This window comes from Microbacterium aureliae (genome assembly GCF_054780155.1).
This window is the reverse complement of record NZ_BAAGWW010000002.1, coordinates 1,256,462-1,282,469: the sequence shown is the minus strand read 5'-3', so window position 1 is coordinate 1,282,469 and position 26,008 is coordinate 1,256,462. Positions and strand designations below refer to the sequence as shown.

The following is a 26,008-nucleotide window of genomic DNA, read 5'->3' as shown; positions in this document are numbered from 1 at the left end:
CGGCACCGCCTCTCAGTCGGCGATGAGGCGCTTGCCGGTGGCCCACACCTCGAACGGCTCGTACTCCAGCGCCTCGTAGAAGCCCTGGGCGATGCCGTTGTCGGGGCGCACCATGAGCTGCACCTTGGGGCAGCCCATCGCCAGCAGTCGCTCCTCGGCCTCGCGGACGAGACGCCGCCCGATGCCCTGCTCGCGCCGGCGCGGGTCGCTGGCCAGGTAGTACATCCACCCGCGATGGCCGTCGTAGCCGGCCATCACCGATCCGACGACCTCGTCCTCGGCCACCGCGACCAGGAACAGCTCGGGCTGCACGGTGAGCTTGCGGCTGATGTCCTGGTACGGATTGTTCCAGGGTCTGGTCAGCCCGCTCGCCTGCCACAGGGCGACGACGGCTTCGGTGTCTGCGACGGAGAAGGCCCGGATCTCGACGGTCATGCCGTCGAGTCTGCCAGGCTCCCGGCATCCGATCCCGGATCCATCCACCGCAGTCCCGGATACCGCCGGAACCACGCCACCTGGCGACGGGCGTAGCGTCGCGTGAGGGCCTGCGTCTGCGCGATGGCCTCGCCCTCGCTCGACCGGCCGTCGAGCTGGTCCAGCGCCTGCGCGTAGCCGATGGCGCGGCGGGCGGTCACCCCCTGCTCGAGCCCGCGCGCCCGCAGCCGGCGCACCTCGTCGACGAGCCCGTCCGCCCACATCCGCTCGACGCGCGCGTCGAGGCGGGGCACGAGCTCCTCGCGCGGCACGGCGACGCCCACGAGGGTCGTGTCGGGATGCCACAGCAGCGGCACGTCCGGAAGGGCGGCGCCGTGGGTGGCCGACCCCTGCGCGAGCACCTCGAGGGCGCGGACGATGCGACGGCCGTTGCGCGGATCGACGCGGGCGGCCGTCGCCGGGTCCTTCTCGCGCAGCCGTGCGTACAGCGCTCCGGGACCGGCCGCGTCGAGCTCCGCCTCGAGCCGCGCGCGAAGCTCGTCATCGTGCGGCGGGAAGCGGAAGTCGAAGACGACGCTCGAGACGTACAGTCCCGACCCGCCCACCAGGACGGCGTCGGCGCCGCGCGCGTGGATCGCCCCGATCGCCTCGCGCGCGGCCGTCTGATACCAGGCGACGGCGGCCTCGTCGGTGACGTCCAGCACATCGAGGAGGTGATGCGGGATGCCGCGCCGCTCGGCCTCGGGGAGCTTGGCGGTGCCGATGTCCATGTCGCGGTACAGCTGCATGGCGTCGGCGTTGACGATCTCGGCCGGCGTCCCCCTCGCCGACAGCGCTTCGGCGAGATCCAGCGACAGCGCCGTCTTGCCGGTGCCGGTCGCCCCCACGACCGCCCACAGCCGCGGCCGGGCGCCGCTCACTCGCCGACGCGGAGCGTGGGCAGCCCGAGCGAGACCGCGCGCGGGCCGTCGCCTGCCGGAGCGGGCACGGCGCACGACTCCGCCTGCGACCGGTCCCACGCGTCCCCGGCCCGGGTGCGGCGGATCCGCAGCAGTTCACCGGCGGGCGCGTCGGCGAGCAGGTGGAAGGGGGCGGCGTGCGTGATCGTCACCGTCACCATGTCGCCCGGGCGGGGCACGTCGGACCCTTCCGGCACCTCGAAGTGAACCAGGCGGTTGTCCTCTGCGCGGCCGGTCATGCGGTGGGTCGCGGCATCCTTCTTGCCCTCGCCGGTCGACACCAGCACCTCGACCTCGCGACCGAGCTGGGCGTGGTTCTCTTCCAGCGAGATCCGCTCCTGCAGGGCGACGAGCCGCTCGTAGCGCTCCTGCACGACCGCCTTGGGGACCTGGTCAGGCATGGTCGCGGCCGGGGTGCCCTCGCGGATGGAGTATTGGAAGGTGAAGGCGCTGGCGAACCGCGCCTGCTCCACGACACGCAGCGTGTCCTCGAAGTCCTCGTCCGTCTCGCCGGGGAATCCGACGATGATGTCGGTCGAGATCGCCGCGTGCGGGATGCGCTCGCGCACACGGTCGAGGATGCCGAGGAACCGGTCGCTACGGTAGGAGCGGCGCATGGCCCGCAGCACCCGGTCGCTCCCCGACTGCAGCGGCATGTGCAGCTGGGGCATCACGGCGGGCGTCTCGGCCATCGCCTCGATGACGTCGTCGGTGAAGGCCGCGGGGTGGGGGCTGGTGAAACGGATCCGCTCGAGACCCTCGATCTCGCCGGCGGCGCGCAGCAGCTTGCCGAACGCCTGCCGGTCGCCGAACTCTACGCCGTAGGAGTTGACGTTCTGGCCGAGGAGGGTCACCTCGACGGCACCGTCGTCCACGAGCAGGCGGATCTCGCTGAGGATGTCGCCGGGTCGGCGGTCCTTCTCCTTGCCGCGCAGGCTCGGCACGATGCAGAACGTGCAGGTGTTGTTGCAGCCCACCGAGATCGACACCCAGCCGCTGTGCACGCTGTCGCGCTTGGTCGGGAGCGTGGAGGGGAAGACCTCGAGCGACTCGAGGATCTCGAGCTCGGCCTCGCCGTTGTGCCGCGCGCGCTCGAGCAGGCTGGGCAGCGACCCCATGTTGTGCGTGCCGAAGACGACGTCGACCCACGGCGCCTTTTCGAGGACAGCCTGCTTGTCCATCTGCGCGAGGCACCCGCCGACGGCGATCTGCATGCCCTCGTGCTTGTCCTTGCGGGACTTCAGGTGGCCGAGCGTGCCGTAGAGCTTGCCGGCGGCGTTGTCGCGCACCGCGCACGTGTTGATGACGACGACGTCGGCCTCGTCGCCGTCGGCGGCGCGGACGTAGCCGGCGCTCTCGAGCGACCCCGAGAGCCGCTCGGAGTCGTGGACGTTCATCTGGCAGCCGAAGGTGCGCACGTCGTACGTGCGCGCGCGGCCGTCCGTACCCGTTGCCGCGTCGGAGGGCGCGATGAGGGTGGGAGAGCTGGAGGGGGTCGACATGATGGGTGCCATTCTACGAGCGGATGCTGGCAGCCCAGGCCCCGCCCGCGTTCAGTCGAACCGCACTCCCCCGCCCGGGCCCGAACGGGGCGTCGGGCGGTGCGCGGCCAGCGCCTGGCGGGCCGCCGACATCGCCACATGACCGCCGTAGCCGCGGCGCGCCAGCTGCCCCGTCAGCCGCCGGAGGGCGGTCTCGGGTTCGAGTCCGGACATCGACCGCGCCTTCGCCAGCGCGAACTCCAGCGCGCGCTCCTCGTCGTCGTCGGGGAGCGCGCCCAGGGCGGCGTCGGCCACGTCCCGCGGAACCCCGCGCTTGGCGAGGGTCTGCGCGATCGCCCGCCGTCCGTGCCCTCGCCGGCCCGTGCCCGCGTGGACGAGCTGGTCGGCCAGCGCCGCGTCGTCGAGGTAGCCGCGCCGCAGGAAGTCGTCGATCACGGCTTCGACGTCCTCGGGCCCGACGTCCCGCTCGGCGACGACGGCGCGAGCCTCTCGGACGGACAGCGAGCGGGTGCGGAGCTTGCGCAGGAGCGTCCGTTCGGCGAGCTCGCGCTCGGTGTCGGCGCAGGAGCCCGCCTGGCCGGCGTCCGTCTCGTCCGGGCCGAACCGATCGTGCTCGACCGGACCGCCGTCCCTGTCCGGTGGCGGCGGCGCGCTCGCTGCGCCGAACAGCGGGATGACGGGGGCGACCCGCCCGCCCGAGAAGTCGTCCTCGGGCGGCGGGTCGCCGGCGTCGATGAAGCGGACCATCAGGCCGGGCGGCGCGCCGCCAGCTCGTCCTTCGCCGGCGTCTCGGCCTTGGGCTGGCCGATGCCCAGCTTGACCTTGATCTTGGACTCGATGTCGGCGGCGACGTCGACGTTCTTGATCAGGAAGTTGCGGGCGTTCTCTTTGCCCTGACCGAGCTGTTCGCCGTCGTAGGTGTACCACGCGCCGGACTTCTTGACGATGCCGTGCTCCACCCCGAAGTCGATGAGGCTGCCCTCGCGCGAGATGCCGACGCCGTAGAGGATGTCGAACTCGGCCTGCTTGAACGGCGGAGCCATCTTGTTCTTCACGACCTTCACACGCGTCCGGTTGCCGACCGCCTCGGTGCCGTCCTTGAGGGTCTCGATGCGGCGGATGTCCAACCGCACCGAGGCGTAGAACTTCAGCGCCTTGCCGCCGGCCGTGGTCTCGGGAGAGCCGAAGAACACGCCGATCTTCTCGCGCAGCTGGTTGATGAAGATCATCGTGGTGTTCGTCTGGTTCAGACCACCGGTCAGCTTGCGCAGCGCCTGCGACATCAGTCGCGCCTGCAGTCCGACGTGGGAGTCGCCCATCTCGCCCTCGATCTCGGCCTTGGGCACCAGCGCGGCGACGGAGTCGATGACGACCAGATCGATCGCGCCGGAGCGCACGAGCATGTCGGCGATCTCGAGCGCCTGCTCACCGGTGTCGGGCTGCGAGACCAGGAGCGAGTCGATGTCGACGCCGAGCTTCTGCGCGTAGTCGGGGTCCAGCGCGTGCTCGGCGTCGACGAACGCCGCGATCCCGCCCGCGCGCTGCACATTGGCGATGGCATGGAGGGTCAGGGTGGTCTTACCCGACGACTCCGGCCCGTAGATCTCGATGATGCGGCCGCGCGGGAGTCCGCCGATGCCGAGGGCCACATCCAGTGCGATGGAGCCGGTGGGGACGACTTCGACGGGCGCACGCTCGTCGCTGCCGAGCCGCATCACCGAGCCCTTCCCGAACTGCCGGTCGATCTGGGCGAGGGCCGTCTCGAGGGCCTTCTCGCGGTCGGCGGGTGATGGCATCGCGTGCTCCTTCTGCACTCTTCCCGTCAGCGGATGATCCGCGGACGGAGATCCGGTCGCCTGTAGGCTGTCCCGCTCCGCCCACCGGTGGGGCGGATGCTGGGACAAGGCTGGGGTGTCTTTCGACGCTGCTCACGCTACGAGGGGGCTCCGACATCCGTCGTCGCCACTCCCGCGCTGTGGACAGAATCGTCCTGGACACCCGCTGTGCAGGAGCCTATGCACCTCGAACACATCTTCGAGACGACACGCCGCGCGGCGGCTACTTCTTCGGATCGAGTCGCCCCACGCCGTACCGGCGCTCCGCCGGCACGTCCGCCTCGACGCACAGCGCATCCCAGATGTCGCGCGGCGGGATGCCGGCGGCCATCGCCTCGGCGGCCGTGCGGCCGCCGACGGCGGTCAGGATGAGGTCGGCCAGGAGCGAGGACGCCCTCGGACCGAACTCCTCGGCGACGGCGCGCTCGAACTCGCTGCGACGCATACGTGGGTGAAGGAGCGCGCGATCAGCGCAGCGAGAGCTCGGCGTCGACCGAGGCGACCAGCTCGTCCGGGACGACGTCGGGGAAGGTCTGCAGCCCCTCGAGGACCGAGATGCGGTCGCCCACCTCGCGCATGATCGTGGAGATGGGGATGTCGAGGGCTTCGGCGACCGAGGCGAGGATCTCGCTCGAGGCCTCTTTCTGGCCCCGCTCGACCTCGCTGAGGTAACCGAGGGCGACGCTGGCGCGGCTTGCCACCTGACGGAGGGTACGGCCCTTCTGCTGGCGGAAGTCACGAAGCACTTCGCCGATCTCTTGTCGAACCAGGATCATGGGTCCCCTCCTCACGTCTGATTCCCTTGCTGTCCGGGTGGACAACAGTACAACGGTGCTGGTGCCCAATCTAAACCCGCGCGCTGTGCAATGGGTGGGAATCACCGAATGTAACGGCGACGAAACACCGCTTGTTCCCGGGCCCGCGTCAGCCCTGGAGGTGCCCGAGGGCCAGGCGCAGGACGCCGGTGACGGTGTCCTGACGGATCCGCTCGCGGGTGCCCGACAGCGCAAGCTCCACCACCTCGGCCGAGGCCGGCGTCTCGACCGCGACAAATACGGTGCCCACGGGCCGGCCGTCCTGCGGATCGGGTCCGGCGACACCGGTCGTCGCCAGGCCCACGTCGGCGCCGAGGACCCGCCGGACCCCCGAGGCCATCTGCCGCGCCACCTCGGGGTCCACCGCGCCGCGGAGCGCGAGGAGGTCGGGGGCCACCCCCAGCACGGACTGCTTCACATCGGTCGCGTAGGCCACCACTCCCCCGCGGACGTGCGCGGACGCCCCCGGCACCGCGGTCAACGCCCCGGCCAGCAGTCCGCCGGTCAGCGACTCGGCGACGGCGACGCTCCAGCCGCGCTCGGCCAGTGCGGCGAGCACCTCTTGCGCGTCGGTCACTCGCCGCGCCGGGCCCGCCGGGCGCCGCGGACTTCGGCGACCACGTAGTCGATGCCGCTGGCGATCGTCAGGATCACCGCGACCGTCATCGCCGCGCCGTTCACCCACCAGATCCACTCGCCCACGACGGTCCACAGCGGCAGGAGCGACAGCGACAGCGCGACGCCCTGCGCCACGGTCTTGAGCTTGCCCATCCAGGCGGCGGCCAGCACGTGGTCGCTGACGACGGCGAGCCGGTAGACGGTGATGCCGATCTCGCGCACGAGGACGACGACGGTCACCCACCACGGCAGTTCCAGCAGGATCGACAGCCCGACGAACGCCGCGCCCGTGAGGACCTTGTCGGCGATGGGATCGAGGAGCTTGCCCAGATCCGTCACGATCTCGTGACGCCGGGCGATCCAGCCGTCCACCCCGTCGGTGGCGATGGCGACGATGAACAGCACCGCCGCCCACCACCGCAGCGCGCCGTCCGCCCCGCCGTCGGCGAGCAGCATCCAGACGAAGACGGGTGCGCAGAGGATGCGGACGACGGTGATGACGTTCGGCAGCTGCCGCGGGACGCTCATCGGTCGCGTCCCGTCAGTCCCCAGGCGTCCTCGTCCTCGTCGACCTCTTCGACCGGGTACCCCTCGAACTGCTGCTCGACGGGATCGGCGGCGTAGGGATCGGCGGGCTCCGCCGACGGCGCCGGCGGCACATCGGCGGCGTCGTCGCCGCGGATGCGGGCGAGGACGCCGGGCAGCTGCTCGGCGGTGACGAGCACGTCCCGCGCCTTCGACCCCTCGGAGGGCCCGACGATCTCACGGGACTCGAGCAGGTCCATCAGGCGCCCGGCCTTGGCGAAGCCCACGCGGAGCTTGCGCTGCAGCATCGAGGTGGAGCCGAACTGGGTCGACACCACGAGCTCGGCCGCCGCCAGCAGCAGCTCGAGATCGTCCCCGATGTCGGCGTCGATCTCCTTCTTCTCGGCCACGGCCGCCACATCGGGGCGGTACTCCGGCCGCGCCTGCGCGGTGACATGCGAGACGACCTTCTCGATCTCGGGTTCGCTCACCCACGCGCCCTGCACCCGCAGCGACTTGGAGGCGCCCATCGGCAGGAACAGCCCGTCGCCCTGGCCGATCAGGCGGTCGGCGCCCGGCTGGTCGAGGATGACCCGCGAGTCGGTGACGCTGGTGACGGCGAAGGCGAGCCGGGACGGCACGTTGGCCTTGATCAGACCCGTGACCACGTCCACGCTCGGGCGCTGCGTCGCCAGGACCAGGTGGATGCCCGACGCTCGGGCGAGCTGGGTGATGCGGACGATCGAGTCCTCGACATCTCGGGGCGCGACCATCATGAGGTCGGCCAGCTCGTCGACGACGACCAGCAGATACGGGTAGGGCTTGAGCACGCGCTGGCTGCCCTCGGGCAGCTTCAGCTCGCCGGCGACGACCGCGCGGTTGAAGTCGTCGATGTGGCGGAAGCCGAACGACGCCAGGTCGTCGTAGCGCATGTCCATCTCCTTCACGACCCACTGCAGCGCCTCGGCGGCCTTCTTCGGGTTCGTGATGATGGGGGTGATGAGGTGCGGGACGCCCGCGTAGCTGGTGAGCTCGACGCGCTTGGGGTCGATGAGCACCATGCGCACCTCTGACGGCTTGGCGCGCATGAGCAGGCTCGTGATCATCGAGTTGACGAAGCTCGACTTTCCCGACCCGGTGGAGCCGGCGACCAGCAGGTGGGGCATCTTGGCGAGGTTCGCCACGACGTACCCGCCCCCGACGTCCTTGCCGACGCCGATCGTCATGGGGTGTGTGGAGCTGCTCGCCGCCTGCGAGCGCAGGACGTCGCCGAGGGTGACGATCTCGCGGTCGGTGTTGGGGATCTCGACGCCGATCGCGCTCTTGCCGGGGATCGGCGCGAGGATCCTCACCTCGTTGGACGCCACGGCGTAGGCGATGTTGTTGGTGAGCGCGGTGATGCGCTCGACCTTGACGCCCGGCCCCAGCTCGATCTCGTACTGGGTGACGGTCGGGCCGCGCGAGAAGCCGGTCACGCGGGCGTCCACCGAGAACTGGTCGAGCACCCCGGTGATCGCGCGGACGGTGTCGTCGTTGGCCTGCGAGCGCGCCTTGTGCGGCGTGCCGGCGGCCAGCGCCTGCACCGACGGCAGGCGGTACGGCGAGTGGGGCGCGTCGTGGGGGCCGTCGCTGCCGAGGCCGGACAGGCCCGGCAGCGCGCCGTCATCGACGGGCTCGTGCGCCGAGTCGTCCTGCAGGGTCGTGCCGCCCTTGCGCGCGGCCTTCGCCGCCCCGGCGAGGACGGCGGGGTCGATGACCTCGGTGAGGGCCTCGGATGCCGTCGGCGCGGGGGCTGCGGCCGGGACGGGCTCGATCGCCTTCTCGAAGCCGCCCTCGGAGTGGACGGGGCTGAGCAGCTCGGTGAGGTCCTGCGAGCCGAGGACGCCGTCGGAGTCCTTCTCGCGCCCGGTCTTGTTGCGCCGCCACCACGGGAGGGTGTCGTCGTCGCCGCCGCCGGCGGCGGACCCGGCATCCGGTTCGAATCGCGGACGCGGCTCGGCGTCGAACATCCACGTGTAGAGCTCGCCCAGACGCCGGCCGATGCGGTTGGGGGGCGTCTTGGTGATGATCAGGATGCTCAGCACGGTCAGCAGCGTCAGGACCACGTAGGCGCCGACGTCGGTGAGGAGCATGGCCAGCGGCTCGCCGGCCATCCACCCGAACAGGCCGCCGGCGCCGCTGAGGGCCGGGAGCCCCTCGTTCGGCTGAGGGCGGCCGCCGGCGACGTGGCAGAAGCCGGCGACGGTGAGCACGAACATGCCGAAGCCGATGCCGATCCGCCCGTTGTCGTGGACGGACGAGGGGTGGCGGAACATCCAGCCGGCGAGGATCAGCAGCAGGACGGGGAGGATGAACGCCTCGCGGCCGAGGAGGCCGCCCACGGAGTACGCGCTGATCGCCGCCGCGGCATCCGTGCCGATGAAGAACCACTCGACGACGGCGCCGGCCACCGCCAGCATCACCAGCAGCAGCGGGAAGCCGTCGCGGCGCTCGTCCTTGCTCAGGGTCTCGGGGCCGAACGCGCGGAACGCGCCGCCGACCGCGTGGGCGAGACCCAGCCACGCCCGCACGGCGGCGGGCGGTCGCTCGGCCTCGCCGACGTAGCGCTTGGGCGCCGGCTCGGGTTTGCGGGACCGCGACGACGACCCCTTCGCGGGTGCGGCGGCGGGCGCACGGGAACTGCGTGGCATGGTTCCACGGTAGGCCGGGCATCGGACTTTCGCCCGCAACCACGCGGGACGAGCGCCCTGCCGGGCTCAGTTGAGGCGCTTGACCATGGTGTCCCGCCCATGGCCAGACCGGGTCACCGCGAACCCCTCGCTGCGGTAGAGCGTGACGGCGAAGTTGTCGCGTTCGACGCTCAGGCTCAGCCGGCCGTACCCGCTCGCGCGAGCGTGATCGCACAGCTGCTGCAGCAGCGCCCTGCCCACACCGTGGGCCCGCCACATCGGGCGCACGCCGATGATGAGCTCGGGCACACCCGTGCCGACGTAGCCGAAGCCGGGGTCGGTGCGGGGGAACATGCGGTACCAGGCCGCGCCGATCGGCTCGCCGCCCGGCGCCGTGGCGACGAAGCCGGCATCCCCCGGCCTCATCCACCCGGCGACGTAGCGGCTGTGCTCGGGGCTGGTGAGCACCTGATGCTTGGGCCGCTCGGCGCCCGCACGCCAGTTCGCCGCCTCGACGACCATGTCGCCGAGGAAGGCGCCGTCGGCCTGGGCGGCCGGGCGGACCCGGTATGCGGGGGGCATGCCGCGATCATACGGCCGCCCGCCGCGGCGCACCCACCGCCCGGACTACGCCTCGATGACCAGCGGCACGATCATCGGGCGGCGGCGCAGCCGCTGGTTGACCCAGCGGCCGATCGTCCGGCGGACGACCTGCGACAGCGCGTGCTGGTCGCGCACGCCGGACTGGGCCGCCTCGTGCAGGGCGGCGGCGATCTTGGGCTTGACGTCGTCGAAGACGGCATCCTGCTCGGCGAAGCCGCGCGCGTGGATCTCGGGGCCGGTGATGATGCGGCCGGTCGCGGCGTCGACGACGACGATCACCGAGATGAAGCCCTCCTCGCCGAGGATCCGGCGGTCCTTGAGGTCCGCATCGGTGATCTCGCCCACGGTCGATCCGTCGACGTAGACGAAGCCGAGGTCGAGCTGGCCGACCACCGTCGCGTCGCCGTCGCGCAGGTCCACGACGGTGCCGTTCTCGCCGAGGATCGTGCGATCGGAGGGGATGCCGCTGTCCTGCGCGAGCCGGGCGTTGGCCATGAGGTGCCGGTACTCGCCGTGGATCGGCAGGACGTTGCGCGGCTGCAGGATGTTGTAGCAGTACAGCAGCTCGCCCGCCGCGGCGTGGCCGGACACGTGCACCTTGGCGTTGCCCTTGTGCACGACGTTCGCGCCGAGCTTGGTGAGGCCGTCGATGACGCGGTACACGGCGTTCTCGTTGCCGGGGATCAGGCTCGAGGCGAGGATGACGGTGTCCCCCGGCCCGGGCTCGATCTCGTGGTCGAGGTTCGCCATGCGGCTGAGCACCGCCATGGGCTCGCCCTGGGAGCCCGTCGACATGTAGACGATGCGGTCGTCGGGCAGGTCCCGCGCCTTCTTGTAGTCGATGAGGACGCCCTCGGGGACCTTGAGGTAGCCCAGGTCCTCGGCGATGGTCATGTTCCGCAGCATGCTGCGGCCCAGCAGCGCGACGCGCCGGCCGTGGGCGGCAGCGGCATCCAGCACCTGCTGCACGCGGTGGACGTGGCTCGAGAAGCTCGCGACGATGACGCGGCGCGGCGCCTTGCCGATGACCTGGTCCAGGACGGGGCCGATCTCGCGCTCGAGCGGCGTGAAGCCCGGCACGTCGGCGTTGGTGGAGTCGACCATGAACAGGTCCACGCCCTCCTCGCCGAGGCGCGCGAACGCGCGCAGGTCGGTGAGGCGGCCGTCGAGCGGCAGCTGGTCCATCTTGAAGTCGCCGGTGGCCAGCACCATGCCGGCGGGCGTCCGGATGGCGACGGCGAGCGCGTCGGGGATGGAGTGGTTGACGGCGACGAACTCCAGATCGAACGGGCCGAGCTGCTCGCGCTGGCCCTCTGCCACCGTCAGGCTGAAGGGCTTGATGCGGTGCTCCTTCAGCTTCGCCTCGGTGAGGGCGAGCGTGAGCCCGGAGCCGACGAGCGGGATGTCCCGCTTGAGCTTGAGCAGGTAGGGCACCGCGCCGATGTGGTCCTCGTGGCCGTGCGTGAGCACGACGCCGACGATGTCGTCCAGGCGCGACTTGATGGGCTCGAAGTCCGGCAGGATCAGGTCGACGCCCGGCTGGTGCTCCTCGGGGAAGAGCACGCCGCAGTCCACGACGAGCAGCTTGCCGTCGAACTCGAACACCGTCATGTTGCGGCCGACCTCGCCGAGGCCGCCGAGCGGCGTCACGCGCAGGGTGCCTGCGGCCAGCGCGGGGGGATCGTACGGGGTGGTGGGCATTGTGAGCCTCCTTCGGATGCCGCGGCATCCGTTCGCGTGTCGTCCCGCGGCCGTGTCGGCGGCGGGACGTGGGTCATCTGGTCGTGCCCGAGACCTTCGGCAGCGCGCCGCCGGCGGCGGCGTTGCGGTCGGGGCGGAAGTTGGAGAAGTCGACACCGGGCACGTCGGTCACCAGCGCCAGCTCGTCCTCGATCATCGCCGCCTCCCACTCCTCCGGTCCCACCAGGGGCAGGCGCACGCGCGGGCTGCCGATGCGCCCGAGGCCGTGCAGGATGTACTTCGCCGAGACGGTGCCGGGCACGTGCGTCATGACGGCGCGCACGAGGGGCTCCAGCTGCATGTGCGCGGCCGTCGCCGCCTTCAGGTCGCCGCGGTTCACAGCATCCACGATCACTCGATACGGCTGGGCGGCGATGTTCGCCGTCACGCCGATGAGGCCGGTCGCACCGATCGACAGGTGCGGCAGGACGTTGGCGTCATCGCCCGAGAAGTACATCAGGTCGGTCTGGTTGAGCACGCGGCTGACCTCGCTGAAGTCGCCCTTGGCGTCCTTGACGGCCAGGATGTTCGGGTGCTTGGCCAGGCGCAGGATCGTCTCGTACTTGATCGGCACGCCGGTGCGCCCCGGGATGTCGTAGAGGATCACCGGCAGGTCGGTGGCGTCGGCGACGAGGCGGAAGTGGGTGAGGATGCCCGCCTGGGTGGGCTTGTTGTAGTACGGGGTGACGATCATGATGCCGTCCGCGCCCGCGCGCTCGCTCGCCTTGTAGAGCTCGATGGCGTGCGCGGTCTCGTTCGACCCGCCGCCGGTGATGATCGACGCGCGGCCGGCGGCGACGTCCTTGCCGACCTCGACCAGGCGCAGCTTCTCGGCGTCGGTGAGGGTGGAGGTCTCACCGGTGGTGCCGGTGACGACGATGCCGTCGGCACCGGCGGTGATGACGTCGTCGATGTGCTTCTCGACCGCGAGCCAATCCACTTCGCCGTCGGCCGTCATCGGAGTGACGAGCGCGACGAGCACCTGCCCGAAAGGATTGCCCGTATGCGTCATGCCTTCAGGGTATCTGCTCGGCGGTTCCCGCCGTTGCCGGCCCCCGTCTCGTCCACATCACTTCTCGTCCACATCACGTGATGCGCACGAGATCACCCGTTGCGAACCGGAAACAGCGGGTGATGTCGTGCGCATCACGTGATCCGTGACGGATGCCGGGGCATGGGGGGCGGGGCGGGGGCTGGGCCCGGTGGGGCGGGGTCAGAGGCAGGGAGGGGCCGGTCAGGGGCGGGGGTCAGCCGCAGGAAGCGGTAGCGGATGCCGGTGCGCGAGGTCAGCCAGCCGTCGGCGGGGTCGGCGGACTCCGCCGTCCACGCCGAGCGGTCCGGGGCGAAGGTGTCGCCGTCGACGTCGAGGTCGAGCTCGGTGACCTCGAGGCGGTCGGCCATGGCAATCGCGGGCCGGAAGAGCTCGCCGCCCCCGATCACCCACACCCACTCGGGCTCGCCGTCCGCGGCGAGCGCGAGGGCCTCGTCGAGCGAGCCGGCGCGCTCGGCGCCCTCGGCCGACCAGTCCGGGCGGCGGGTCACGACGATGTTGCGCCGGCCGGGCAGCGGGCGGAAGCGGTCGGGGAACGACTCCCACGTCCGGCGCCCCATCACGACCGGGAAGCCCAGCGTGACCGCCTTGAAGTGCGCGAGGTCCTCGGGCACATGCCACGGCATCGTGCCGCCGGCGCCGATCACTCCCCCGCGGGCCTCGGCCCACACCAGGCCGACGCGGCTCATACCGCCACGGCTCCGCGGATGGCCGGGTGATGCCGGTAGTCCTCGAGCACGAAGTCCTCGAAGGCGTAGTCGAAGATCGAGGCCGGGGTCCGCGCGAACGTCAGCGTCGGCAGCGGATACGGCTCTCGAGTCAGCTGCTCGGCGACCTGCTCCCGGTGGTTGTCGTAGATGTGGCAGTCCCCGCCCGTCCACACGAAGTCGCCCGGCTCGAGGCCCGTCTGCTGGGCGATCATCATCGTCAGCAGCGCGTACGAGGCGATGTTGAAGGGCACGCCGAGGAAGAGGTCCGCGCTGCGCTGATAGAGCTGGCACGACAGCCGCCCGTCGGCGACGTAGAACTGGAAGAGGGCGTGGCAGGGAGCCAGCGCCATGTCGGGGATGTCGGCGGGGTTCCACGCCGAGACGATGAGGCGGCGGGAATCGGGATCCGCGCGGATCTGCTCGACGACCTGGGCGATCTGGTCGATGCGCCCGCCGTCCGGTGTCGGCCACGACCGCCACTGCACGCCATACACGGGGCCGAGTTCGCCGGCGGCATCCGCCCATTCGTCCCAGATCGTCACGCCGTGCTCACGCAGCCACGAGACGTTGGAGTCGCCGCGCAGGAACCACAGCAGCTCGTACGCGATGGACTTGAAGTGCACGCGCTTGGTCGTGATCAGCGGGAACCCCTGCGAGAGGTCGTAGCGGATCTGCCGCCCGAACGCGCTCGTCGTCCCCGTGCCGGTGCGGTCGCCCTTGCGCGTGCCGTGCGCCAGCACGTCGCGCAGCAGGTCTTCGTACGGGGTCGCGATCGCGGTGGTCGTCACGGCTCACACGTTACCCCGCCCGCGGCGGGCGGGACGAAGACCCACGGATGCCGTCATACGGCGACATTCCGAGTCCGTTCAGCCGAATGCACTTAGGCTGGAGTGCTGTGGATCTGTTGAGCGCATTCATCGGCCTCGCCGCCCTGCTGGCGGTGACGGTCGGACTCGGTCTGCTGCTTCGCTGGCGTCAGGGCCGGCCGCAGCGGCACATCCCGCACGAGGTGATCGAACCCCAGCGGCTGGGAGCCGACTCCCTGGGCGAATCGGCGACCCTGCTGCAGTTCAGCACCGAGATGTGCACGAAGTGCCCCGGCGTCCACCGCCTGCTCTCGAGCGTCGCCGAAGGCCGCGAAGGCGTGCGCCACCTCGACATCGACGTGACCCACCGCCCCGACATCGCCAAGCACTTCCACGTGCTGCAGACCCCCACCACCCTCGTCCTCGACCGCGACGGCGTCGTGCAGACCCGCTTCGGCGGCGCGCCGACCCGCGACGTCCTCGAGCTCGAGCTCACCCGGCTGACAGGATCGCCCGCCCATGCCTGAAACGCCCGCCCGCCGCGGCATCGACCCGCGCGGCCCCCGATTCGCCGCCGCCATCACCGCGGTGCTGCTGCTGATCGACGTCGCTCTGGGCCTGGTCGGCCTGTCGACCGACCGCGGGAGCGGCTGGGCCATCCAGGCGGCGTCGCTGGGCGAGCGGGTGCTCGACCCGGCCTTCCTGCTGCTGCTGGTGATCGCGCTGCTGTTCGTGTGGGGCGTCGCCGCGCCCCGGACGGCGCCTTGGGGCGTGCTCTACCGCACCCTCGTGCAGCCCCGGCTGTCGCCCCCGACCGACCTCGAGGATCCGCGCCCGCCTCGCTTCGCCCAGGGCGTCGGCCTGTTCGTCAGCGCCGTCGGGCTCGTCCTGCACCTCGCCGGGGTCCCCTGGGCGCTGCCGATCGCCGCCGCGATGGCGTTCGTCGCGGCCTTCCTCAACGCCGTGTTCGGGCTGTGCCTGGGCTGCCAGCTCTACCTCGTGCTGCAGCGCGCCGGGATCGTGGGCCGCGAGCGGCCCGGCGTGGCCTGAGGGCGGCATCCGTGGATCGAGGGGCGATGTCAAGCCTTCTCAGCGGTCCGGGGCGCTGGTTAGGCTGACGCCGAAGGTCCGCGCCGCGGGCCACCGAGCCGGGAGGTCCCCCACATGACTGTGACGAGCGAAGCCACCACCGCCTGGAAGGGCGGCCTCACCGACGGATCCGGCGAGGTGACGTTCGTGTCGTCGGGCCTGGGGACCTACCCCGTGAACTGGAAGGCGCGCAGCGAGGGCTCCGGCTCGGTCACGACGCCCGAAGAGCTGATCGCCGCGGCGCACTCGGCGTGCTTCAGCATGGCGCTGTCGAACATGCTCGCCCAGAACGGCACCCCACCGGAGTCGATCGAGACCGACGTGTCGGTGACCTTCAAGCCGGGGACCGGCATCACCGGCAGCCACCTCAACGTCAACGCCGTCGTCCCGGGCCTGGAGCCCGAGGACTTCGAGCGCATCGCGCAGGAGGCCAAGGTCGGCTGCCCGGTCTCGCAGGCGCTCGCCGGCGTGGAGATCACCCTCGAGGCCACGCTTGCCTGACGGCGCCGCGGCGCCGAGTGACAGGACCGCTGGCGACGGCGCGCGCGGGCGCGTCGTCGTCGTCGGCGCGTCCGGCCTCATCGGCCGCGCCCTCGTGGCGAGCCTGCGCGCCGACGGCATCGGCGTCACCCAGCTGGTGCGCCGCCCCGCGCGCGGCCCGGACGAGGTCGAGTGGCTGACCTCGGCCGAGACCCTCGACCCGGCGGTGCTCGACGGGGCGGATGCCGTCGTGGGCCTCAACGGCGCGACGATCGGCCGCTTCCCCTGGACGCCGTCGTACAAGAACACCCTGCTGTGGTCGCGCGTCACCCCGACCCGCGCCCTCGCTCGCGCGGTGCGCGAGCTCGGCGCCGACGCCCCGCTGCTGGTGTCGGCGTCGGCGGTGGGTTACTACGGCAGCGCACCGGGCAGGCGCCTGGACGAGGGATCGCCGCGCGGCGAGACGTTCCTCGCGGATCTCTGCGTCGAGTGGGAGGCGGCGGCACGGGGCGCCGGCGACGCCGCCCGCGTCGCGTTGCTGCGAACGGCGCCGATCGTCCACCGGGACGGCGTGCTCAAGCCGCTCATGACGCTCACCGCCCTCGGGGTGAGCGGTCCGATCGGACGCGGCACCCAGACGTGGCCGTGGATCTCGCTGCCGGACGAGGTTCGGGCGATCCGGCACGTCATCGATCACGGCATCACGGGGCCGGTGAATCTCACCGGCCCTGAGCGGGCCACCGCGAACGACCTGGGGTTCGCCCTGGCACGGCGGATGAACCGGCCCTTCCTCGTCCGCGCGCCGGAATGGGGACTGCGCCTCGTGCTCGGACGCGACGCGACCGAAGCCCTGCTCACCTCGGACGCCGACGTCGCGCCCCGCGTGCTGCAGGACAGCGGCTTCACCTTCGCCCACCCGACCGTCGAGCAGGCCGTCGCCGAGGCGGTGCCCGCGCGCTGACCCGGGGTCAGCGGCGGCCGGCCTCGAGGCGGATCGCCCGGCGCACCGCCTCGCGGGCGCGCCGGCGGTCCCCCGCGGCGTCGTACGCGAGACCCAGGCGGTACCACGCCGCCCAGTCGTCGGGATTCTGCTCGGCGTCGGCCCGGTAGGCGGGGAACAGTGCCGCCGCCTCGTCCCGCACGGCGCGGCCGCTCGGGCGCACCGTCACCGGATCGACAGGAAGATTGCCCTCTGCTTCGAGCCTGCGGCCGAGCTGCTGCGCACGGACGCCGAACCACAGCTCGCGCCCGAGCGCCCACAGTCCGATGACCGGCAGGACGACCAGCGCGGCGCCCATCGCCACCGCGGTGGCGTCACCCGAGGACAGCAGCAGCCACGCGCGCTGGCCGACGAGGGCGATGTACAGCGCGAGCAGCACCGCCATCAGGGCGACGCCGAGCCGCGCGGTCATGCGCCGGTGCTGCGCGCGACCTGCCCGGACCCGCCGCGCTCGGTCGTGCGCGGGCCCGTCGGCGCATCCTTGGGGCGCACCCCGATGTCGATCAGGCTGTCCAGGCCGATCACGACGCCGCGCGCGTCGCGCGCCGCGCCGAGGGCGAGGCGGATGCCGGGGCCGTAGGCGAGCGCCGGTTCCACGGTGTCGTGGACGATCGTGAGCGACTCCCCCGGGCCCGACAGCACCGTCTCCTGCCGGGCGATGACCCCCGGCCGCCGGAGCGAGTGGATCGGGACGCTTGCGACCTGCTGTCCGCGCGCACGCTGGTCGACGTGGGGGGAGGCGACGGGGCCGACCTCGGAGCGTGCCGCCGCGATCAGCTCGGCCGTGCGCACAGCGGTGCCGCTCGGCGAGTCGACCTTGGTCTCGCGGTGGGCCTCGACGATCTCGATGGAGGGGAAGAACGGCGCGGCGACGGCGGCGAGCGCCGACCCGAGCACGGAGCCGAGCGAGAAGTTGGGGATGAAGACCGCGCCGGTGCCGGCGGCCTCGACGAGCGGCCGCACGAGAGCGATGCGCTCGGCCGACCAGCCGGACGTGCCGACCAGGACGTTGAGCCCGCGCTCGATGGAGGCGCGCACGACGTCGATCGAGACCGCGGGGGTCGACGCGTCGACGACCAGGTCGGCGCCGTCGAGCTCGGCCAGGTCCGAGCGCGAGGTGAGCACCGCCGACACCTCGAACCCGGGCTCGGCGTCGACGACGTCCCGAATGATGGCCCCGAGCTTGCCGGTGCCGCCGACGATCGCCACGCGCGTTGTCATGGGGTCCATCCTAGGCGCGGCATCCCCGGCATCGCGGCGCATACCCTGGTCTGGTGGTCACCCTGCGCGAAGCTCCCGCCGACTCCCCCGCGGCCCGCATGCTGCTCGAGGAATACTTCCGCTCGCGCGAGATCGGCTTCGCCCATCAGGGCATCGCCTACACGCCGGTCCTCCCCGATGCCGCCGTGTTCACGCCGCCCGCCGGCGTCTTCCTCGTCGTCGAGGACGACGAGGGGATGGAGGTGGGATGCGGCGGCATCCGCCTCATCGCCGACGGGCCCCTCGGGCGGCGCTACGAGGTGAAGCATCTCTACCTGCGTCCCGAGACGCGCGGGCTCGGGTGGGGCCGGCTGCTCATGGCGGAGCTGGAGCGGCGGGCACGGCAGTGGGACGCCCGGGAGCTGGTGCTCGACACCCACCACTCGCTCGAGGCGGCCGCCGCGCTCTACGCCCGCACGGGCTTCGCCGCGATCGACCGCTACAACGACAACCCCAACGCCACGAGGTGGTACGGCAAGCCGCTGGCGGCCGATCCGGGGGCTTAGGCCCCGCTCAGACCGGGTAGACCTCGGGCAGGCCGGTCCGCATCTCGACGGGCAGGTGCGCCATGTCGTTGTGGGACAGCAGCGTCCACGGCCGCCCGGGCCGCTGCGCGATGACGGTGAGCCCGCAGTGCGCCTGGTTGAGGGTCATCCAGCGCCACTCCTGCGCCTGCATGACCTCGCGCACGAACCACGCGATCACGAAGTTGTGGGTGATGAGCAGCTCGTGGACCTCGCCGCCGCGCCGCGCCAGGAACTCGCTGACCGCATCGGCCATCTGGGCGCGTCCGGCCTCGATCTCGGCCTCGGTCACCGAGCCGAAGAACGGCTCGAAGGCCGCCGGCGTCTCGGGTGTGATGCCCGTGGGCACGCAGTCGAACAGCAGCGCGGTCGGCTGAGGCGCGAGCGACGGCATCCGTTCGGCGACGGCACGTGCCGTCTGACTCGCCCGCTCCAGCGGCGAGTGCCACACCGCGTCGAAGGGCACGCCGCCCAGCCGATCGGCGAGCAGCGACGCCTGCCGGCGGCCGCGCGGCGACAGCGGCCCGTCGTCGACGCCGTGCTCGGCATCCTGGTGCTCACCATGCCGCACGAGGTAGATGTAGTGCGTCACAGGACAGAGCTCACTTCGTCGTCGATGGGGAATCCGAGGCGCGCAAAGCGCCTGTTCCACCCTACGTGACGTCGCCGACGCGATCGGTCAGGTGTGGACGGTCACTCGGAGGCGCGGGCGATGTCCGAGAGCTGCGCGCGGCTCAGCCGGATACCGACGCCCTTGACGAGCTCTTCGACGTGCTCGGGAGCGTAGGCGTTGACGATCGGCGCGGTGACGAGCTTCTGCGCGAGCAGCCACGCCACGGCCACGGCGGCGTCCGGCACCCCGAGCTGCGTGCCGACCGCGTCCAGTGCCCGCAGCGTCCGGCTGCCACGCCGGTTGAGGTTCGCCGCGAGCTGCGCGCCGCGGTACGACAGGCTTCCGCGCTGCCGGGTGCGGTGGCGCCCCGACAGGAATCCGTGCTCGAGGGCGTGCGACGGGGTGACGGCGATCCCCTGCGCTCCGGCGACGAGCCGCAGATCGGCGTCGAACTCGTGGCGGCGCAGGACGTTGTAGGGCACGTCGAGCACGGTGATGCGGGGGTACCCGGCCGACGCCAGGATGCGGGCCTCGACGAGCTGGGCGGCGCTGTAGCCCGCCGCACCCACCGCGCGGACCTTGCCGGCCTCGACGAGCCACTCGGCCGTGGCGAGGGTGTCCTCGAGCGAGGCGGACGAGTCTGCGACGGCGTCGAGGTAGAGCACATCGAGGCGGTCCGTCCGCAGGCGGGTGAGGGCGGCCTCGACCGCGCGCACGAGATTGACCGGTCCGAGCCCGGGGTTGTCGGGGTGTCCCCCGATGCGGTCGACCAGGACGATGTCGTCGCGGAGTCCGCGGGAGTGGATCCACTGACCGATGATGTGCTCGCTGCGCCCGCCGGAGTAGCTGTCGGCGGTGTGCACGACGTTGCCGCCGAGCTCGGCGTAGCTGTCGAGGATGCGGTGGCTGGATTCCAGATCGACGTTCCAGCCGAACTCCGCGGCCCCCAGGATGAGCGGGAAGATCGAGAACCCGGCGTCGCCCAGGGGGACCCGCACAGCGGACCCGAGGGAGGGCCCCTGCACCGGGATCGGGGCTGACGGGTGGAGGTGCGGCCCGGTGGTCGGCGCGCCGGCGGAGCGGGTGTCGGTCTCTACGCCGATGGGTCCCATGTCTCCACCCCCTGCGTTCCGCTTGCGCCGGACTGCTGGCCTTCTCGCGCCCCCCGGCACGTACTCACAGGGTACGTCCTGCCACCTGTGCGTCCGCCTTTTGCGTCGGCACGTGACGAGAATGCGTATAACGCTTTCATCACGAAATACGACGGCGCCCGCCCCCCTGGAAGGGGGCGGGCGCCGATCGTTGCGGGGTCAGCCCTCGGCGGGCGCCTCGGGGCCGGGGTTGGCCGCCGCGCGACCATCCTGATCGGCCGCCTCTTCGAGGACCGGCTCGAGCGACAGCTTGCCGCGGTCGTCGATCTTGGTGATGCGCACGAGCAGCTTCTGGCCGACCGAGAGCACGTCCTCGACGTTCTCGACGCGCTTGCCGCCGGCGAGCTTGCGGACCTCGCTGACGTGGAGCAGGCCGTCCTTGCCGGGCAGCAGCGAGATGAAGGCGCCGAAGGTGGCGATCTTCACGACCGTGCCCAGGAACTGCTCGCCGACCTCGGGGTTGGTGGGGTTGGCGATGGCGTTGACCTGCGCACGCGCGGCCTCGGCCGACGGGCCGTCCACGGCGCCGATGTAGACGGTGCCGTCCTCTTCGATCGAGATATCGGCGCCGGTCTCGTCCTGGATGGCGTTGATCGTCTTGCCCTTCGGGCCGATCAGCTCGCCGATCTTGTCCACCGGGATCTGCACGCTGATGACGCGGGGCGCGGTCGGCGCCATCTCGTCGGGCGAGTCGATCGCGGCGTTGAGCACACCGAGGATCGTCAGGCGGGCGTCGCGGGCCTGCTGCAGGGCAGCGGACAGCACCGACGACGGGATGCCGTCGAGCTTGGTGTCCAGCTGGATCGCCGTGACGAACTCGCTCGTGCCGGCGACCTTGAAGTCCATGTCGCCCAGGGCGTCCTCGGCGCCGAGGATGTCGGTCAGCGCCGCGTAGCGGGTCTGCCCGTCGACCTCGTCCGACACCAGGCCCATCGCGATGCCGGCGACCGGCGCGCGCAGCGGCACACCGGCGTTGAGCAGCGACAGGGTGGACGCGCAGACCGAGCCCATCGAGGTGGAGCCGTTCGAGCCCAGCGCCTCGGAGACCTGGCGGATGGCGTACGGGAACTCCTCGCGGCCCGGCAGCACGGGGACGAGGGCGCGCTCGGCCAGGAAGCCGTGCCCGATCTCGCGGCGCTTGGGGCTGCCGACCCGGCCGGTCTCACCGGTCGAGTAGGGCGGGAAGTTGTAGTGGTGCATGTACCGCTTGCTCGTCGTGGGCGAGAGCGAGTCGATCTGCTGCTCCATCTTCAGCATGTTCAGCGTGGTGACGCCCATGATCTGGGTCTCGCCGCGCTGGAAGATCGCCGAGCCGTGCACGCGCGGGATGACCTGGACCTCGGCATCCAGCGGGCGGATGTCGGCGAGGCCACGACCGTCGATGCGCACGCCCTCGGTGAGGATGCGACCGCGGACGATCTTCTTGGTCACCGACTTGTACGCCGCCGAGAACTCCAGCGTCGCCGCTGCGGGGAGCTGCTCCGCCTCGACGGCCGCGATCAGCTCGGCCTTGACGCGGTCCTTGACCGCGTCGTCGGCGTTCTGGCGCTCCTGCTTGTCGGCGATCTGGTAGATGCCCACCAGCTCGTCGTACGCGCGGCCGGCGACGAAGTCGTAGACCTCCTGGCTGTAGGGCAGGAAGACCGGGTAGACGCCGGGCTCCTTCGAAGCGCTCGCGGCGATCGAGGCCTGCGCCTCGACGAGCTGCTTGATGAACGGCTTCGAGGCCTCGAGGCCCTGCGCGACGACCTCTTCGCTCGGCTTGGTGGCGCCGCCCTTGATGAGGTGCCAGCTGTGCTCGGTGGCCTCGGCCTCGACCATCATGATCGCGACGTCGCCGTCGGGCAGCACGCGGCCGGCGACGGTGATGTCGAACACGGCGTCCTCGAGGACCTTCACGTTCGGGAACGCGACCCACTGGTCGGCGTGCTCGCCGTGGCCGGGGACGAGCGCCAGGCGGACGCCGGCGATCGGGCCCGAGAACGGCAGACCCGAGATCTGGGTCGACGCCGAGGCGGCGTTGATGGCGAGGGCGTCGTAGAACTCGCCCGGCGCGATCGACAGGACGGTGACGACGATCTGGACCTCGTTGCGCAGGCCGTCGACGAACGACGGGCGCAGCGGGCGGTCGATCAGACGGCACACCAGGATCGCCTCGGTCGAGGGACGGCCCTCACGACGGAAGAACGAGCCGGGGATCTTCCCGGCGGCGTACGAGCGCTCCTCGACGTCGACGGTCAGCGGGAAGAAGTCGAAGCCTTCGCGGGGCTGCTTGCCGGCGCTGGTGGCCGACAGCAGCATCGTCTCCTCGTCGAGGTACGCCGCGACGGCGCCCTGCGCCTGCTGGGCGAGTCGTCCGGTCTCGAACCGGACGGTGCGGGTGCCGAAGCGGCCGTTGTCGAGGACGGCTTCAGCAGCGGTGATTTCCGGACCTTCCAAGAGGTCCCTCCTTCTTTGTTTAGGCTCGCACGTCCGTGTGACGCGCGAGTCGCAAGCGAAGGAGCAGGAACAGGCAGATCTCGGCGCGCGGCGGAAGCCGCGGTGCGCCAGCACTGGCCACCAGTAGAAATCCACCCGGCGCGACGCGACGAGGAGACCACCACAGGGGACCAGCTAGCTGCCGGCCTGCTCCGTGAGCTCATGTTGAATTGAGCGGATGCCGCAAGGGCAACCTTCACGATGCTATCAGCGTCGCCTAGGGTGATGCCCATGAGCACCGACGACAAGCCGCAGGGCGCGGCATCCGATGAGATGAAGCGCAAGTTCAAGGAGGCGCTCGAGAAGAAGAACGCCCACCACCGGGAAGGCGAGTCGCACCTGGATGCCGACTCGGCCATCCACGGGACGCACGGCGCGATGACCAAGCGGGAGTTCCGCCGCAAGAGCGGCTGACCGCGGCGTCGCCTCAGGCGGCGGGCGAGGGCGCAGGCACTCCCCCGCCGCCGACGACGATGTACCCGGAGTGCTTGGCGGTCACGCCGTCGCCGGCCGTGCGGCCGCGCAGTCGCCGCCACACCCACGGCAGCGCGTCGCGGCGCACCCACCCCCGCGGGACCGCGGCGGGATCCTCCGCCGCATGCAGCGACTCGTCGAGCTCGGCGAGCGCCGCGGCGTCGGGGACGCCCAGGGCCGCCGCCGCCCGGTACGCGAGGAAGCGGTGCCCACGGGACCGCAGATGGACGCGATCGTCCGCCCACAGCGCCGGCTCGGTGATCCCGGGGTGCGCGTCGAGGTCGAGCAGCCGCGCTCCGGTGACCGCCGCGACGCGGCGCAGGTGCGCGTTGTACACCGCGAAGCGGCGGGCGAACAGCATCGCCGCCCGGCGCCGCGGCAGGAAGGTCGTCACCAGCAGCACGTCGCAGCCGGCCTCGCGCAGCCGCCGGACGGCGTCCTCGACCTCTGCGGCGAGCGCCGCCGGGTCGGGTCGCAGGCCCACCAGGTCGTTGGCGCCGATGAGGATCGAGGCGAGGTCGGGACGAAGCTCCAGCGCGGCCGGCAGCTGGACGCGGACGAGGTCGCCCACGCGCCGGCTGCGGACGGCGAGGTTGGCGTAGCGCAGCTGCGCGGACTGCGCGTGGGCCAGCAGCTCCGCCAGCCGGTCGGCCCAGCCGCGGAACGCGCCGGGCGCCATCCGGGAGGAGTCGCACAGTCCTTCGGTGAGCGAGTCCCCCAGCGCCACGTACCGACGGTGCCCGCGCGGTGGCGTCGGGAGCGGGAGCGACGGATCCGGCCGCCGAGCGGTCTTCACCCGCAGGGCGTCGTCGATCGCGCGCAGCTCGATGGCCTCGCGGTAGTGCCCGACGAGGCGCTCCACGGTGCGCTGCCAGGACCGGTCGAGCATGGCGGCGCGTGCGGCGGCGCCGAACGCGGCGCGCTTGGCGGGATCGCCCACGAGGTCCTGCACCCGCGAGCGCAGATCGTCGAGGTCGCCGGGGCGGTAGAGCCAGCCGTCGATGCTGGAGCGGACGAGGTCCACCGGCCCGCCGACACCCGTGGCGACCACCGGCACGCCGCTGGCGAGGGCCTCTTGGATCGTCTGGCCGAAGGTCTCGCTCTCGCCCGGGTGGACGAAGACGTCGAAGCCTGCCATCGCCTCGGCCAGGGCCGCGCCGGTCAGGTGCCCGGTGAAGACGGCGCCGGGCAGGCGTCGCTCCAGCATCGGCCGCGAGGGCCCGTCGCCGACGACGACGATGCGCGTCCCCGGGATGCCGGCGAGCGCGGCCAGGTCGGCCACCTGCTTCTCGGGCGCGAGGCGCCCGGCGTACCCGATCACGACCTCGCCGTCGGCGGCGACGCCCGCACGCCAGCGCTCGCTGCGGCGGTCGGGCGTGAACCGCTCCGCGTCGACGCCGCGGCCCCACAGGCGCAGCCGGTCCACGCCGAGCCCGCTCAGCTGCTCGAGCGAGGCGCGGCTCGGGGCGAGGGTCACGGTCGCGCGCCGGTGCAGGCGGGCGACGTGGGAGGACACGAGGGCGGTGGCCCGCGGCATCCCGTACTTCTCGGTGTAGGCCACCACGTCGGTCTGGTAGACGGCGACGACGGGGATGCGCAGTGCGTCCGCCGCGGCGAGCCCCTGCCAGCCGAGGACGAACGGCGAGGCGAGGTGGATGACATGCGGCGCGAATCGGCGCAGGATGCCGGCGAGGTGCGCCGCGCGGGCGAACACCACCCGCACCTGCGGGTAGGACGGCAGCGGCACCGAGCGCAGCAGAGACGTGCTCGCGCCGTGGACGTCGCTGTCATCCGGCGCCTCGCCGCCGCGTGGCGCGATGACCAGCGTCTCGTGTCCGCCCGCGGCCAGCTGCCGCAGGACGTGGAGCACCGATCCCGTCACGCCGTTCATGTGAGGGAGGAAGGATTCAGCCAGCACCGCGACTCTCACGACTCCAGCGTGACCTGCGCGGGCGGTCGGCCGCCCCGATCGGGGGCCGGATCGCCGAGAGTTCACCCGATGCACCGCCGGACGTCACCGGTCGGGTGCCGTTCGGTCGCCGTTCACGCCCGGGTGCTACCCAGGAGCGGTGATCGACGACGCGCTCGCCCACATCGCCGCGAGCCCCTGGGCCCTCCCCCTGCTGTACGCGCTCGTCGTCGGGGACACCCTGCTCGTCGTCCTGCCCGGCGAGGCGGCGGTGACGGCGTTCGGGGCGCTGGCGGTCACAGTCGGGGATCCGGCGCTCGTCGCCGTGATCGCCGTCGCCGCGGTCGGCGCGTTCACCGGTGACGCCGCGTGCTACGTCCTCGGGCGCACCGTGGGCCTGCACCGCTGGCGCTGGATGCGCGCGGCCCGCACGCAGCGGGCGTTCGCGTGGGCGCGATCACGCATGCAGGCCCGTCTCGGCGCCGTGCTGTTCACGGCGCGCTTCATCCCGTTCGCGCGGCTGGCGGTGAACCTCACCGCCGGCGCGACGCGGATGCCGGCATCCCGCCACCTCGCCATCGCCGGGCTCGCCGCCACGGCGTGGGCCGCCTACCAGGCGCTCGTCGGAGCGATCGTCGCGCGGGTCGTGCCGGGCGGCCCGCTCGTGGCCGTCGGCGTGTCGATCCTCGTCGCGGTGGCGCTGGGGATCGCGCTGGACGCGAGCCTCACGCGCGCGACGCGTCCGCCGCGCGCGTGAGGGCG

The 26,008-nt window shown here is 72.0% G+C and carries 28 protein-coding genes; 7 read left to right on the top strand and 21 right to left on the bottom strand.

Annotation, left to right across the window (positions count from 1 at the left end; all coding sequences use genetic code 11):
• Positions 1–12: 12 nt before the first annotated feature.
• From ACYVF4_RS12015 to ACYVF4_RS11945, 15 genes are all read right to left on the bottom strand, one after another.
• A complete protein-coding gene (locus tag ACYVF4_RS12015; protein ID WP_460722974.1) occupies positions 13–435 on the bottom strand; it encodes a GNAT family acetyltransferase in 423 nt (140 codons plus the stop codon).
• Positions 432–1,355 (bottom strand): tRNA (adenosine(37)-N6)-dimethylallyltransferase MiaA, encoded by a 924-nt coding sequence (gene miaA / locus ACYVF4_RS12010; protein ID WP_460722972.1) that lies wholly within the window; start codon positions 1,353–1,355, stop codon positions 432–434. The genes ACYVF4_RS12015 and miaA overlap by 4 nt, the downstream gene beginning before the upstream one ends.
• On the bottom strand, positions 1,352–2,896 hold the full coding sequence (miaB, locus tag ACYVF4_RS12005) for a tRNA (N6-isopentenyl adenosine(37)-C2)-methylthiotransferase MiaB (RefSeq protein ID WP_460722970.1): 1,545 nt from the start codon (positions 2,894–2,896) through the stop codon (positions 1,352–1,354). The genes miaA and miaB overlap by 4 nt, the downstream gene beginning before the upstream one ends.
• 51 nt (positions 2,897–2,947) lie before the next feature.
• On the bottom strand, positions 2,948–3,643 hold the full coding sequence (locus tag ACYVF4_RS12000; protein WP_460722968.1) for a regulatory protein RecX: 696 nt from the start codon (positions 3,641–3,643) through the stop codon (positions 2,948–2,950).
• Positions 3,643–4,692, bottom strand: a complete 1,050-nt coding sequence (gene recA / locus ACYVF4_RS11995; RefSeq protein WP_460722966.1) for a recombinase RecA — start codon at positions 4,690–4,692, stop codon at positions 3,643–3,645. The genes ACYVF4_RS12000 and recA overlap by 1 nt, the downstream gene beginning before the upstream one ends.
• 262 nt (positions 4,693–4,954) lie before the next feature.
• Positions 4,955–5,176, bottom strand: coding sequence for a DUF3046 domain-containing protein (locus ACYVF4_RS11990; RefSeq protein WP_460722964.1), 222 nt, complete (start codon positions 5,174–5,176; stop codon positions 4,955–4,957).
• A gap of 22 nt (positions 5,177–5,198) precedes the next feature.
• Positions 5,199–5,507, bottom strand: coding sequence for a helix-turn-helix domain-containing protein (locus ACYVF4_RS11985; protein WP_460722962.1), 309 nt, complete (start codon positions 5,505–5,507; stop codon positions 5,199–5,201).
• 148 nt (positions 5,508–5,655) lie between these two features.
• Positions 5,656–6,123 carry a CinA family protein gene (locus ACYVF4_RS11980; RefSeq protein WP_460722960.1) on the bottom strand — a complete coding sequence of 156 codons (468 nt, stop codon included), beginning with the start codon at positions 6,121–6,123 and terminating at the stop codon, positions 5,656–5,658.
• On the bottom strand, positions 6,120–6,692 hold the full coding sequence (gene pgsA / locus ACYVF4_RS11975; protein ID WP_460722958.1) for a CDP-diacylglycerol--glycerol-3-phosphate 3-phosphatidyltransferase: 573 nt from the start codon (positions 6,690–6,692) through the stop codon (positions 6,120–6,122). Before pgsA ends, ACYVF4_RS11980 begins: the two co-directional genes overlap by 4 nt.
• On the bottom strand, positions 6,689–9,379 hold the full coding sequence (locus ACYVF4_RS11970; protein WP_460722956.1) for an FtsK/SpoIIIE family DNA translocase: 2,691 nt from the start codon (positions 9,377–9,379) through the stop codon (positions 6,689–6,691). Before ACYVF4_RS11970 ends, pgsA begins: the two co-directional genes overlap by 4 nt.
• Positions 9,380–9,445: 66 nt before the next feature.
• Positions 9,446–9,940 (bottom strand): GNAT family N-acetyltransferase, encoded by a 495-nt coding sequence (locus ACYVF4_RS11965; RefSeq protein WP_460722954.1) that lies wholly within the window; start codon positions 9,938–9,940, stop codon positions 9,446–9,448.
• A 45-nt stretch (positions 9,941–9,985) separates the two neighbouring features.
• Positions 9,986–11,662 (bottom strand): ribonuclease J, encoded by a 1,677-nt coding sequence (locus ACYVF4_RS11960; protein ID WP_460722952.1) that lies wholly within the window; start codon positions 11,660–11,662, stop codon positions 9,986–9,988.
• Between the two features lie 73 nt (positions 11,663–11,735).
• Positions 11,736–12,713, bottom strand: coding sequence for a 4-hydroxy-tetrahydrodipicolinate synthase (gene dapA, locus ACYVF4_RS11955; protein WP_460722950.1), 978 nt, complete (start codon positions 12,711–12,713; stop codon positions 11,736–11,738).
• 134 nt (positions 12,714–12,847) lie between these two features.
• Positions 12,848–13,441 (bottom strand): dihydrofolate reductase, encoded by a 594-nt coding sequence (locus ACYVF4_RS11950; RefSeq protein ID WP_460722948.1) that lies wholly within the window; start codon positions 13,439–13,441, stop codon positions 12,848–12,850.
• Positions 13,438–14,250 (bottom strand): thymidylate synthase, encoded by an 813-nt coding sequence (locus ACYVF4_RS11945; RefSeq protein ID WP_460722946.1) that lies wholly within the window; start codon positions 14,248–14,250, stop codon positions 13,438–13,440. Before ACYVF4_RS11945 ends, ACYVF4_RS11950 begins: the two co-directional genes overlap by 4 nt.
• A 107-nt stretch (positions 14,251–14,357) precedes the next feature.
• Here ACYVF4_RS11945 and ACYVF4_RS11940 point away from each other — a divergent pair, with 107 nt between their 5' ends.
• The 4 genes from ACYVF4_RS11940 to ACYVF4_RS11925 all read left to right on the top strand — a co-directional run bounded on the left by ACYVF4_RS11940 (position 14,358) and on the right by ACYVF4_RS11925 (position 16,798).
• Complete coding sequence (locus ACYVF4_RS11940; protein ID WP_460722944.1) at positions 14,358–14,795, top strand: thioredoxin family protein; 438 nt, start codon at positions 14,358–14,360, stop codon at positions 14,793–14,795.
• Positions 14,788–15,318 carry a DUF4395 domain-containing protein gene (locus ACYVF4_RS11935; RefSeq protein ID WP_460722942.1) on the top strand — a complete coding sequence of 177 codons (531 nt, stop codon included), beginning with the start codon at positions 14,788–14,790 and terminating at the stop codon, positions 15,316–15,318. Before ACYVF4_RS11940 ends, ACYVF4_RS11935 begins: the two co-directional genes overlap by 8 nt.
• A gap of 114 nt (positions 15,319–15,432) precedes the next feature.
• On the top strand, positions 15,433–15,858 hold the full coding sequence (locus ACYVF4_RS11930; RefSeq protein WP_460722940.1) for an OsmC family protein: 426 nt from the start codon (positions 15,433–15,435) through the stop codon (positions 15,856–15,858).
• Positions 15,851–16,798 (top strand): TIGR01777 family oxidoreductase, encoded by a 948-nt coding sequence (locus tag ACYVF4_RS11925; RefSeq protein WP_460722938.1) that lies wholly within the window; start codon positions 15,851–15,853, stop codon positions 16,796–16,798. The genes ACYVF4_RS11930 and ACYVF4_RS11925 overlap by 8 nt, the downstream gene beginning before the upstream one ends.
• 7 nt (positions 16,799–16,805) lie before the next feature.
• Here the strand turns inward: ACYVF4_RS11925 and ACYVF4_RS11920 are convergent, their stop codons facing one another.
• Both ACYVF4_RS11920 and ACYVF4_RS11915 read right to left on the bottom strand, forming a co-directional pair.
• On the bottom strand, positions 16,806–17,249 hold the full coding sequence (locus ACYVF4_RS11920; RefSeq protein WP_460722936.1) for a hypothetical protein: 444 nt from the start codon (positions 17,247–17,249) through the stop codon (positions 16,806–16,808).
• Positions 17,246–18,058 carry a 4-hydroxy-tetrahydrodipicolinate reductase gene (locus tag ACYVF4_RS11915; protein ID WP_460722934.1) on the bottom strand — a complete coding sequence of 271 codons (813 nt, stop codon included), beginning with the start codon at positions 18,056–18,058 and terminating at the stop codon, positions 17,246–17,248. Before ACYVF4_RS11915 ends, ACYVF4_RS11920 begins: the two co-directional genes overlap by 4 nt.
• A gap of 53 nt (positions 18,059–18,111) precedes the next feature.
• Here ACYVF4_RS11915 and ACYVF4_RS11910 point away from each other — a divergent pair, with 53 nt between their 5' ends.
• Complete coding sequence (locus ACYVF4_RS11910; protein ID WP_460722932.1) at positions 18,112–18,603, top strand: GNAT family N-acetyltransferase; 492 nt, start codon at positions 18,112–18,114, stop codon at positions 18,601–18,603.
• Positions 18,604–18,610: 7 nt separating this feature from the next.
• On the opposite strand, the gene ACYVF4_RS11905 is transcribed toward ACYVF4_RS11910, so the two are convergent.
• From ACYVF4_RS11905 to ACYVF4_RS11895, 3 genes are all read right to left on the bottom strand, one after another.
• Positions 18,611–19,213 (bottom strand): histidine phosphatase family protein, encoded by a 603-nt coding sequence (locus ACYVF4_RS11905; RefSeq protein WP_460722930.1) that lies wholly within the window; start codon positions 19,211–19,213, stop codon positions 18,611–18,613.
• A 101-nt stretch (positions 19,214–19,314) separates the two neighbouring features.
• The gene (locus ACYVF4_RS11900; RefSeq protein ID WP_460722928.1) at positions 19,315–20,346 is read right to left on the bottom strand and encodes an aldo/keto reductase; all 1,032 of its coding nucleotides are present in this window, start codon (positions 20,344–20,346) and stop codon (positions 19,315–19,317) included.
• 198 nt (positions 20,347–20,544) lie between these two features.
• On the bottom strand, positions 20,545–22,824 hold the full coding sequence (locus ACYVF4_RS11895) for a polyribonucleotide nucleotidyltransferase (protein WP_460722926.1): 2,280 nt from the start codon (positions 22,822–22,824) through the stop codon (positions 20,545–20,547).
• Between the two features lie 270 nt (positions 22,825–23,094).
• Here ACYVF4_RS11895 and ACYVF4_RS11890 point away from each other — a divergent pair, with 270 nt between their 5' ends.
• Positions 23,095–23,277 (top strand): DUF5302 domain-containing protein, encoded by a 183-nt coding sequence (locus tag ACYVF4_RS11890; RefSeq protein ID WP_460722924.1) that lies wholly within the window; start codon positions 23,095–23,097, stop codon positions 23,275–23,277.
• A 13-nt stretch (positions 23,278–23,290) separates the two neighbouring features.
• Here ACYVF4_RS11890 and ACYVF4_RS11885 read toward each other — a convergent pair whose 3' ends face one another.
• Positions 23,291–25,255, bottom strand: a complete 1,965-nt coding sequence (locus tag ACYVF4_RS11885) for a GDSL-type esterase/lipase family protein (protein ID WP_460722922.1) — start codon at positions 25,253–25,255, stop codon at positions 23,291–23,293.
• 151 nt (positions 25,256–25,406) lie between these two features.
• Here ACYVF4_RS11885 and ACYVF4_RS11880 point away from each other — a divergent pair, with 151 nt between their 5' ends.
• On the top strand, positions 25,407–26,003 hold the full coding sequence (locus ACYVF4_RS11880) for a DedA family protein (protein ID WP_460722920.1): 597 nt from the start codon (positions 25,407–25,409) through the stop codon (positions 26,001–26,003).
• Positions 26,004–26,008: the final 5 nt, after the last annotated feature.